9 protein-coding genes and 1 pseudogene are annotated in these 10,053 nt (G+C 72.6%); 3 read left to right on the top strand and 7 right to left on the bottom strand.

Features of this window, described 5'->3' with window-relative positions; translation table 11 throughout:
• Nucleotides 1-103: 103 nt before the first annotated feature.
• Nucleotides 104-1,600, bottom strand: a complete 1,497-nt coding sequence (locus PROKR_RS07265) for a mannitol dehydrogenase family protein (RefSeq protein ID WP_036961293.1) — start codon at nucleotides 1,598-1,600, stop codon at nucleotides 104-106.
• Nucleotides 1,601-1,718: 118 nt separating this feature from the next.
• Nucleotides 1,719-2,573 carry an SDR family NAD(P)-dependent oxidoreductase gene (locus tag PROKR_RS07260; protein ID WP_036961290.1) on the bottom strand — a complete coding sequence of 285 codons (855 nt, stop codon included), beginning with the start codon at nucleotides 2,571-2,573 and terminating at the stop codon, nucleotides 1,719-1,721.
• A gap of 59 nt (nucleotides 2,574-2,632) precedes the next feature.
• Here PROKR_RS07260 and PROKR_RS07255 point away from each other — a divergent pair, with 59 nt between their 5' ends.
• Nucleotides 2,633-3,298 (top strand): TetR/AcrR family transcriptional regulator, encoded by a 666-nt coding sequence (locus tag PROKR_RS07255; protein WP_036961287.1) that lies wholly within the window; start codon nucleotides 2,633-2,635, stop codon nucleotides 3,296-3,298.
• A gap of 7 nt (nucleotides 3,299-3,305) precedes the next feature.
• On the opposite strand, the gene PROKR_RS07250 is transcribed toward PROKR_RS07255, so the two are convergent.
• Entirely contained in the window at nucleotides 3,306-4,256 is a 951-nt protein-coding gene (locus tag PROKR_RS07250) for a helix-turn-helix transcriptional regulator (RefSeq protein WP_036961283.1), read from the bottom strand.
• A gap of 90 nt (nucleotides 4,257-4,346) precedes the next feature.
• Between PROKR_RS07250 and PROKR_RS07245 the strand changes: the two genes are divergently transcribed.
• Nucleotides 4,347-5,492 (top strand): epoxide hydrolase family protein, encoded by a 1,146-nt coding sequence (locus tag PROKR_RS07245; protein ID WP_036961280.1) that lies wholly within the window; start codon nucleotides 4,347-4,349, stop codon nucleotides 5,490-5,492.
• Nucleotides 5,493-5,574: 82 nt separating this feature from the next.
• Here the strand turns inward: PROKR_RS07245 and aztD are convergent, their stop codons facing one another.
• Both aztD and PROKR_RS07235 read right to left on the bottom strand, forming a co-directional pair.
• Nucleotides 5,575-6,849 (bottom strand): zinc metallochaperone AztD, encoded by a 1,275-nt coding sequence (gene aztD / locus PROKR_RS07240; protein WP_036961277.1) that lies wholly within the window; start codon nucleotides 6,847-6,849, stop codon nucleotides 5,575-5,577.
• A 254-nt stretch (nucleotides 6,850-7,103) separates the two neighbouring features.
• Nucleotides 7,104-7,985: an alpha/beta fold hydrolase gene (locus PROKR_RS07235; RefSeq protein WP_036961274.1), complete on the bottom strand. Its 882-nt coding sequence runs from the start codon at nucleotides 7,983-7,985 to the stop codon at nucleotides 7,104-7,106.
• 99 nt (nucleotides 7,986-8,084) lie between these two features.
• Between PROKR_RS07235 and PROKR_RS07230 the strand changes: the two genes are divergently transcribed.
• A complete protein-coding gene (locus PROKR_RS07230) occupies nucleotides 8,085-8,756 on the top strand; it encodes a TetR/AcrR family transcriptional regulator (RefSeq protein ID WP_036961271.1) in 672 nt (223 codons plus the stop codon).
• Between the two features lie 257 nt (nucleotides 8,757-9,013).
• Here PROKR_RS07230 and PROKR_RS07225 read toward each other — a convergent pair whose 3' ends face one another.
• Both PROKR_RS07225 and PROKR_RS07220 read right to left on the bottom strand, forming a co-directional pair.
• The gene (locus tag PROKR_RS07225; protein ID WP_036961268.1) at nucleotides 9,014-9,640 is read right to left on the bottom strand and encodes a DUF6518 family protein; all 627 of its coding nucleotides are present in this window, start codon (nucleotides 9,638-9,640) and stop codon (nucleotides 9,014-9,016) included.
• 124 nt (nucleotides 9,641-9,764) lie between these two features.
• Nucleotides 9,765-10,053, bottom strand: a pseudogene (locus PROKR_RS07220) (hypothetical protein); the annotation flags it as partial.

The raw sequence follows: 10,053 nt of genomic DNA, 5'->3' as shown, positions 1-10,053 counted from the left end.
GGCGTCGCCGACACCCTGGTGGTCGACGACGCCGCCGCGACGGCCCTGGAGACGATCGTCCCGGGCTAGCCCTCCGCGGCGCGAGCCCGGGCCGCGAGGCAGGTCAGCCCCGGGCGACCAGGGCCTCGACCGTGGCGCGGGCACCCAGCTCGTGCAGGGACGCCAGCGCCGCCGAGTACTCGGCGGTGAACCGCTCGTTGTCGACCAGGTCGCCGAAGACCTCACGGTCGCGCAGGAACGCCAGCGGGTCCTCCGCCTGCGCCAGGGCCGCGCGGTGCAGCCGGTCGGCGAGGCGGTCCACGATCTCGATGGGCTCGCCGGCCTCGTCCACCCCCTCGTCGTACCGGGCCCAGGACGCGACCACGAGCGCGGCGTGCTCGATCGGCCCGCCGTGCGCCAGGTGGTGCCGGACCACCGGAAGCAGCCACTTCGGGATGCGGTCGGAGGACTCGGCGCACAGCCGCGCCAGGGTGTCGGCCACGTGCGGGTTGGCGAACCGCTCGATCAGGGTGCGCTTGTAGGCGTCCAGGTCGATGCCCGGCACCGGCTTCAGCGTGGGCGTGCCCTCGCGGTCCATGTAGCCGAGCAGGAACCGGGCGAACACGTCCTGCCCGGCCACCTCGTGCGCGTACCGGTGCCCCGACAGGTAGCCGACGTAGCACAGGGCCTGGTGGCCGGCGTTGAGCAGGCGCAGCTTCATCAGCTCGTACGGCTCGACGTCGGCCACCACCTGCACGCCGGCGTCCTCGAACGGGGGCCGCCCGGCGGGGAAGCTGTCCTCCAGCGCCCACTGCTCGAAGGGCTCGGCCACGACGGGCCACGCGTCGTCGACGCCGAACCGCTCGGCGACCATGGCACGGTCGGCGTCCGTGGTGACGGGCGTGATGCGGTCGACCATGGAGCTCGGGAACGCGACGTTCTGCTCGATCCAGTCCGCCAGGTCGGCGTCCTTGGCCCGGGCGAAGGTGGTGAACGCCCGCTGGGCGACCTCGCCGTTGCCCTGGATGTTGTCGCAGCTCATCACGGTGAACGGCGGCACGCCCCGGTCCCGGCGGCGGCGCAGGGCCTCGGTGACCAGCCCGAACGTCGTGGCGGGGACGGCGCCGCCGGCCAGGTCGGCGGCGACCGCCGGGTCGGCCAGGTCGAACTCGCCGGTCACGTGGTGGATGTTGTAACCGCCCTCGGTGACGGTCAGCGAGACGATGCGGACCTCGGGCGAGGCCATCTTCTCCAGCACCGCCTCCGGGTCGTCGGGGGCGAGCAGGTACTCCTTGATCGACCCGATCACGCGCGCCTCCAGGCGCCCGTCCGGGTGCTTGAGCACCAGGGTGTAGAGGCCGTCCTGGGCGGCCAGCGCGTCGCGCATGCGGGCGTCGCCGGGCAGTACCCCGACGCCGCAGATCGCCCAGTCGAGGGCCTTGCCCTCGGCCATCAGCCGGTCGAGGTACATCGCCTGGTGCGCGCGGTGGAAGCCACCCACCCCGAGATGGACGATCCCGGTGGTCAGCCGGGACCGGTCATAGGTGGGGACCGTGAGGTCCGCCTCGCTTGGCGCGGACGCCACCAGGCCGCCCACGGTCTCCTCGTCGAGTGCCGTCATCGTGCTCCTCCGCCGCCCTTCCGACTCCGTTGAACAGCCGTCAGGCTAACAGATGAGCACGATGACACTCACAGATGAGCAAACAACCGCTGGTCCGCCCCACCAGCGGTCCGCGCGGTTACGGCAGGGCGACCGGGAACGGCTCGCCGAAGTCGGCCGAGCGGCTGACCGCGCTCCACCGCTGGTCCGACTCGAGCAGGCGGCGGTCCTGGGCCACGGACATCTCGGTGGCGTTCACGCCGAGCGGCAGGTGTTCGGGCACGTCGTCCCGCTTGGCCACGGCCACCAGGATCTGGGCGGCGCGGTTCGGGTCGCCCGCCGCACCGGCTCCGGACTGGCGCATCCGCGAGTTCATGGCACCGACGGTCGACTCGTAACCGGCGGGCGCGTCGTGCACGGTCATGGAGGCGCCGGCCCAGTCGGTGCGGAACCCGCTGGGCTCCACGACGAGCACCTTGACGCCGAACGGCGCGGTCTCGGCGCGCAGCACCCGGCTGAAGCCGTCGATCGCGAACTTGGCGGCCTGGTAGGACGCGATGCCCGGCGAGCCGCCGACCCGCCCGCCGACCGACGAGAACTGGATCACGAGGCCGCCGCCCTGCTCGCGGAGCAGCGGGATCGCGGCCCGGGACACGTGGTAGACGCCCCAGAAGTTGGTCTCGAACTGGGTGCGGAAGTCGGCCTCGTCCCCCGTCTCGATCGGGGCCACGTTGGCGTAGCCCGCGTTGTTGACGATGACGTCGAGGCGCCCGAACCGGGACGCGGCCTCGGCGAGCGCCGCGCGGACGCCGACCGGGTCGGTGACGTCGAGCCGGAGCGGGAGGACCCGCTCGCCGTACTGCGCCACGAGGTCGTCGAGCTGCTCGGGACGCCGGGCGGTGGCCGCCACCCGGTCGCCCGCGGCGAGCGCGGCGAGTGCGAGTGCGCGGCCGAAGCCACGCGAGGAACCGGTGATGAACCATGTCTGCTGCATGTCGTTAATACAACACCGTTGCTCTAACTTGCGCAACCCTGTTGCGCTAAGATGTGAGCATGACGACCCGGGATTTCCAGCGGGCCCGCTCCCCCGAGGCCAAGGCCGTCCGGGAGGCGGCCATCCTCGATGCCGCCCGCAGGCTCGGGGCCGAGCGGGGCATCCGCGAGGTGACGCTGACCGACATCGCGGCCGCCGTGGACATGCACAAGTCCGCGATGCTGCGGTACTTCGAGACGCGCGAGGAGATCTTCCTGCGGCTCACCGCCGAGGGCTGGCGGGACTGGGCACCGGACCTCGCCGAGCGGGTGGGCGCCGTCGAACGGCCGGACGCCGACAGCGTCGCCGCCGTGGTCGCCGCCACGCTCGCCGAGCGCGGCATGTTCTGCGACCTGCTCGCGCAGACGCCGCTCAACCTGGAGCGCAACGTGTCGGTGGAGAAGGTGCGGGAGTTCAAGCTCACCACCGGCGAGGGCCTGGACCAGATCGTCCCCGCGGTCCGCGCGGCCCTCCCGGGCCTCACCGAGGAGGACGGCGTCGACCTGGTCGCGGCGGCGACGTCCCTGGCGGGCACGTTCCACCAGATCGCGACGCCGGGGCCGGAGGTCGCCACGCTCTACCGGTCGGACCCCCGGCTGTCGCACGCCCTGGTCGACGTCGAGCCGCGCCTGGCCCGGATCCTCGGGGCGATGCTGCGCGGGATGCTGGCGCAGGCCGGACAGTAGGAGCGGGTCAGCCCCGCACCGCCCGGCCGTACCGCCGGGACAGCACCTCCAGGTGGTCCAGCAGGCCCGGCGGCCCGGACACGGTGAAGTCCAGGCCGAGCATGCCGATCCACACGGCCACCGTCTCGATGCTGTCCCCGCCGGTCACCAGCAGGCAGGACGTGTCGTCCCGTGGCTCCACCGTGCCCACGGCCGGGTTGATCCGGTCGAGCACCTCGTGCGCCGGGGCGTGCACGACGATGCGCGTGTGCACCGCCCAGCCCGTGCGGGCCACCTCGCGCACCACGAACTCGGTCAGGTCGAACGACGGCTCGACGGGCGTGAAGCGGCGTCCGCCGGGCCGGCGCAGCTCCAGCCAGTCCACGCGGAACGGCTCCCAGCGCCCCGAGCCGACGTCCCGCCCCACGAGGTACCACCGGCGCTGCCACGCCACGAGCCGGACCGGTTCCACCTCCCGCGGCTCCTCGCGAAACCAGAAGCGCAGCCCAAGGTGGTCACGGATCGCCGCGGCCAGCTCGGTGAGCAGCGCCGGGTCGACGACGGGGTCCTCGACGTTGCTGTCGGTGTTCACCGGCCCGGTCTCCGTCGCATCGCGCAGCGCCGCGACCTGACGGCGCAGCCGGTCGGGCAGCACCTGCTCCAGCTTGCCGAGCGCGCGGGCGCTGGACTCCTCGATGCCCGCCACCGCGTTCGCGGCCCGCAGCCCGACGGCGATCGCCACCGCTTCCTCGTCGTCGAGCACGAGCGGGGGCAGCTTGCCGCCCACCCCCAGCCGGTAGCGGCCGCCGGGGCCGCGCACCGAGTCCACGGGGTAGCCGAGGTCGCGCAGGCGCGCGACGTCGTTGCGCACCGTGCGGTCGGTGACGTCGAGGCGCGCGGCGAGCTCCGGCCCGGTCCACTCCGCACGAGACTGGAGCAGGCCCAGGAGGGCGAGCAACCGCCCCGCCGTCGTCGTCATCGTGGCTCCTCACCGGCATCTGAAAAGAGATCGGGTACTCGGCAGAATAGAGGAAAGAAGTGTTCCTGAACCCCTCATAGTGTCGGAGACATGAACACCAACGACACCAGCATCCGCCCCTTCCGCGTCGACATCCCCCAGGCCGACCTCGACGACCTGAACGACCGCCTCGCCCGCACCCGCTTCGCCCCCGCCGCGCCGGGCGACTCGTGGGACTACGGCACACCGGAGTCGTACCTGCGCGAGTCGGTCGAGCAGTGGCGCGACGACTTCGACTGGCGCGCCGTGGAGGAGCGCCTCAACGCGTTCCCCCAGTACCTCACCGAGATCGACGGTCAGACCGTCCACTTCCTGCACGTCCCGTCGGCCGAGCCGGGTGCGCGGGCGCTGCTCCTGACCCACACCTACCCGGGCTCGGTGCTCGACTTCCTCGACATGATCGGCCCGCTCACCGACCCCGTCGCGCACGGCGGCCGCGCCGAGGACGCCTTCCACGTGGTGGTCCCGTCCATCCCCGGCTTCGGCTTCAGCACGCCGCTGGTCGAGCCGGCCGACGGCGGGAGCTGGACCATGGGCCGCGCCGCCCGCACCCTGGACGCCCTGATGCGCCGGCTCGGCTACGAGTCCTACGGCACCCACGGCAGCGACGCGGGCGCCATGATCGGCCGCGAGCTGGCGGTGCTCGATCCCGAGGGCTTCCTCGGCGCGCACCTGCTCCAGCTCTTCTCGTTCCCGACGGGCGCCGACGGCGAGATGGACGGGTTCGGCCCCAAGGAGTTCGCGGCGCTGGAGCACCTGCAGTGGTTCCAGAGCGTGGGCGCCTACAACATGATGAACGGATCCCGCCCGCAGACCATCGCCGCCGCGCTCAGCGACTCGCCGGTCGGGCAGCTCGCCTACAACGAGCTGTTCGAGAGCTTCGGCAACGGCACGAGCCTCGTCTCCCGCGAGCAGGTCCTGGCGCAGGTCACCCTGTACTGGCTGACCAACACGTCCGCGACGTCGGTGCGGTACCACTACACCGAGGCGCGGTCCGAAGCCGAGCCGGTGGTGAGCCAGGGGCGCATCGGCGTCGCCGTCTTCGCCGACGACTTCAAGACCATCCGGGCCTTCGCGGAGCGGGACAACGCCAACATCCAGCACTGGGCCGAGTACCCGACGGGCGGCCACTACGCGGCGATGGAGGTCCCGGACCAGCTCGTCGCGGACATCCGCACGTTCTTCGCCCGCCCCTGATCCCCGCAACGCGTTGAGTGCTGGCTATTTGCGCCTCCCGAGGCTCGGGAGGCGCAAATAGCCAGCACTCAACGCGTTGTGGTCAGTGGGTGTGGGCCTCGCCGCCCGTGACGCCGTTCAGCTCGTTCGGGGTCACGCCCAGCTCGGCGGACTTCCAGACCTCACCCGTCTCGACGTCGACCGCGTGGATCGAGTCGTTCGCCGGGTCGGTCACGTACACCGAGCCGTCCAGCGTGAGGATCGCGGGCCGCGGATCCTGCCACTCGACCGGCTCCTCCCACTCGTCGATGACCGGGATCGACTTGGTCAGCTCGCCCGACTCCGGGTCGATCACGTGGACCTGGCCGTCCGTGCCGAGCACGAGCGCCTCCCCGTCGTCGCCCCGGGCGAGCGAACGGAAGGTGTAGGACGACGGCAGGTCGACCAGCTGGAGGTCGCCGCTGCGGGTGTCGATCAGCGAGACCTGCGTGGGGCGCTCGAGCTCGGCGTCCTTGTCCTTCTTGTAGTCGCCCAGCACGACCGGCGACGCCTCGGTTCCGGCCTGGTTGCCGATACGGCCGTAATCGTCGGGCGCGGCCACCTTGGTGATCTTGCCGTCCGCGTAGACGACGGCGCCGTCCTCGCAGCCGATGACGACGGCCTCGTCGGCGGCCACGGCCTCGCCGTGCACCCCGGGGCACTCGTCGGAAGCGGCGATCTCCTTGTCGTCCCCGTCCAGCACCCGGATACCGGTGCGTGCGTCCTCGGTGCCCTCGGAGACCACGAGGGTGTCGTCGGTCAGCTCGACTGCCACACCGTGGTGGGCCGACGGCGTCGTGTACTCACGGGCAGCCGCGTCCGCGTCGGCCACGTGGGCTGAGTCGAGCACGCGCACCAGGCCGGTACCGTCGTCGAACAGGGCGGTGCGACCCTCGTGCACCACGACGTGGCCGGGCTCGGAGGCCTCGTAGGTCACGTCCGTGAGGATCGGGTCGGCCGTCCAGTAGTGGGAGTGGTCTCCGTGGGCCTCGGCCCAGGAGCCCAGGTCGAGGGCCTGGAAGCCGCCGGTCGTCGAGACCATGAGGTGCCGCTCGTCGCCCGCCGCGTTGAGGCGGGTGAAGCCCTCCAGCTCGATCTCGCCCACGGTCTCGAGGCTCATCGCGTCCAGCACCAGGACGCCGCCGTCATAGGTGACCGCGAGGCGCGGCGTGCGCGCCTGGGCCTCGGTGGCCTCGGGCGACTCGTGGTCGTGTGCGTCGGCCGACGCCGACGCCGACTCGGAGCCGGCCGGGTCGCCCTCGGCCGCACAGGCCGCGAGCAGGACGAGGGACAGTGCCGCGCCGAGGCCGGCGGCCGCGCGGGTGGGTTGATTTCTCATCGTCGGTGGGGCGGTCGGGGCCGCCCGCTCCTTCCATCTAGAATGACAATCATTCTCGTTACGGAGGAGGAGTCAACCAGAAGTGAGAACGATTCTCAAACAGCCTCCCGCGCGATGACCGTGCGGTGACCAGGACGAGGTCCGGACAGCGCCAAGCTGCCAGGCCCGCGTGCGAGGCGTGCGCCCCCGCGGCGCCGGGCATGCGGGCCCGTCGTCAGACGCGCGGGCTCGATGTCAGGCGCGCGATCTCGGCGTCAGGCGCGCACCGTCCCGTCGCACCGCGCCACGAACCCCGCGACCCGGGCGCTCACCCGGTCCGGGACCTGACCGCGCACGCCGTGCCCGGTCCCGGGGAAGATCTCGACCTCGGCGCCGGGCAGGTGCTCGGCGAGCCGCCGCCGGGCCGCGTCCGGCTCCGAGAGCACCGACTCGGCGCCGTAGAGCGCCAGCAGGGGCGGAGCGATCGACGCCAGCTCGGCGTCCTTCAGGGGCCGCGCCCAGCCGGCCGCCGTCCGGTACCCCTGCGCGGCCTTCATGCAGGCGAGCTCCGCTTCGGTCGGGCTCACCCCCGGCGTCAGCCATTCGCCCATCCGACGCCAGCCCGCGTCGGTCGGGTTGGCGCCGAACCCGAGCATCCGGACGAGAGCCCGGAACGGGGTCCTGGTGATCACGCCGTTGGGCTCGATCAGCGACACGCTCGCCACCCGGTCCGGGACGTGCAGCGCCACCAGGGTCGCGTGCCACGACCCGAGCGACTCCCCCAGCACGTGCACCCGGTCCAGGCCGAGCCCGTCCAGCACCTGCGCGAACCAGGCACCGTAGTCGGCGTCGTGGGTCAGGGGCGCGGTCTGCACGCTGCGCCCGGCCGCGCCGACGGCGTCCAGGGCGAGGACCTCGCGGTCGCGGGCCAGCCGCTCGACGACGTCGTACCAGTACAGCCCGTTGCCGCCGAACCCGTGCAGCAGCACCAGCGGCAGCCCTTCGCCCGAGCCGGACCGGCGCACGTGCGTCGACCCGTAGGCGGTCGGCACCTCGGCCGTCGTCGCCGGGAGGGGCCAGAGGCCTTCCATCGCGGCGTACGCGCGCAGGTACTCGGCGCGCGCCGCGTCGCTCCTGAACCGTCCGATCCTCGCCATGGGTACACCTTCTCGCCTTGCCGATCGCCTTGTTGGTATGAACGTATCACTTATGATGGTGCACGCATACCATCAAGAGCGACGAGAAGGCGGAACCACATGCCTCGGCTGGCCGACCACGATCAGCGACGCAAGCAGATCACCGACGCCGCGCGCCGGGTCATCGCGCGCGGCGGGCTCGGCGCCGCGACCTTCCAGTCCGTGGCCGCCGACGCCGGCATCTCGGTGCGGCTGGTCCAGTACTACTTCGGCACCAAGCGCACGTTCCTGCTCGCCACGCACCAGGCAGTCGTCGCCGACGCCGGGACGCGGTTCACACGGCGACTGACGACTCTCGGCGCGGACCCGGAGCCTCGCGCGGTGATCCGCGCGATCCTGACCGAGCTGCTCCCCGCCGACGCCGCGCGGCGGGAGGACGCCGTGGTCCTCAACGCGTTCCACGCGGGGGCGCTGAGTGCGGGCAGGGCCGGGGACGATTCCGGCGGTGGTGCCGCGTCCGACGGAGCGGCCGCGCCCGACGTCGGCGCCGAGGACACCCTGGGCGCACCCCGGTACCTGATCGGGGCGATCGCCGCCCAGCTCCAGCGCGCCCGCGCGGCGTCGTCGGCCGGTGGTGACGGGGGTGTCGAGGGCGGCGACACCGATCTCGACGCCGAGCTGATCCTGGCCGCGGCCGCCGGTCTGACCCAGACGCTGCTGGTCGACGCGAGCGCCGCCGAGCGCGCGGACGCCCTGCTGGACCGGCTGCTCGACCGCCTGGTGGCGGCGTGACCCGGCCTGGAACCCGGCTCTGGTGCTCCGTCGCGGCCGAGTGCCCGATGTGGGCATCACCAGCTGGTTCGCGACTCACATATCGCGGCGCGCCTCGTCGCTCCTGAGGTTCTGTTCAGGCCACGAGCTCCTGCCCGCGGGAACCGGCTTGAAACGTTGCAGCATCGTGGCTTGAAGAGAACCTCGGAGTCGGCCAGCGGTAACGGCGGCGATACTCACGGTGCGCCACACACCGGATGTCTGGTTGCGACCAAGTACTAGGAGAGGCTGGAGTAGGTGACGTAGAAGGTCGCGGCAACCAGTGCCGTCCCGCCGGCCGCGAGCGCCACAGGCACGACGCCGCGCACGCGGCGTATCAGCATGCCGGCGAGCAGCGCGAGGCCCGCGACGCCGATGAGCGTCCAGTAGACCGGGCTGGTCGTCTCACGGATGATCGTCAGCCCGTAGACGGCCTCGCCGACGCCGATGCCCGCGAGCAGGGCGGTACCGAGCGCGGCGCGGGCCCCGGTCGCGCGCAGCCAGGAGGCGGCGACACCGACGAACGGGCCGGCCACGATGCCGACGAGGGAGAAGAGCACCGGGTCGTACACGTAGCCGCGCAGGTGGGCGGCCGCCGTGTACCCGAGCACGAGCAGCACGAAGCTCGCCGCGCCGAGCACAGCGGACGGTGCCGTGCGCAACCGGGCGGCGTACACCAGCAGCGCCGTGAGCACCGTCCAGCCGCTGGCGGAGTTCGCGAAGGAGCTCAGCGCGCTCGGCAGGAAGCCCTGGGCGTACGACGTCAGGCCGCCGAGCAGAAAGCTGAGCACGAGCACGAGGCCGCACCGCACCAGGGGGTGGGCGACGGCGGTGGTGGCGAACGAGGTGCGGGCGACCGTGGGCATGCTCGGAAGCTACCCGGCCGGGCGGCCTGCGGCATCGGACCCCAGGTGGATCCCGGGCGACCTCGGGTCCACCCAGGGTCTGGGTCCCCGGTGACGCCGGCGCTTCCCACGGCGGCGCGGCGACCTACCGTGGAGCGATGTCCCGGACCAGGGCGGGCGTCCGCCGTCGGCCGACGAGCGCGAACCACTCGGCGAGCGGGTAGGACAGCCGCACCACGAAGTAGTTGACGTACTCCAGAGCGCCGAACACCCAGACGAGCAGGCACACCACCAGGGCGCCGCCGTCCGCGCCGGTCAGCAGCAGGCCCGCGAGGCAGGCCGCGAGCAGCACCGGGTCGAGCAGCCGGAATGCCCGGTAGACCAGGGCGAGGCCGCGCGGCATCCCGGCCCGCCCGGAGCCGGGCAGCCAGCCT

This window comes from Promicromonospora kroppenstedtii DSM 19349, assembly GCF_000515355.1.
Taxonomy (GTDB): Bacteria; Actinomycetota; Actinomycetes; order Actinomycetales; family Cellulomonadaceae; genus Promicromonospora; species Promicromonospora kroppenstedtii.
The sequence above is the reverse complement of the archived record's forward strand: the minus strand, read 5'-3'. Positions and strand labels throughout refer to the sequence as shown.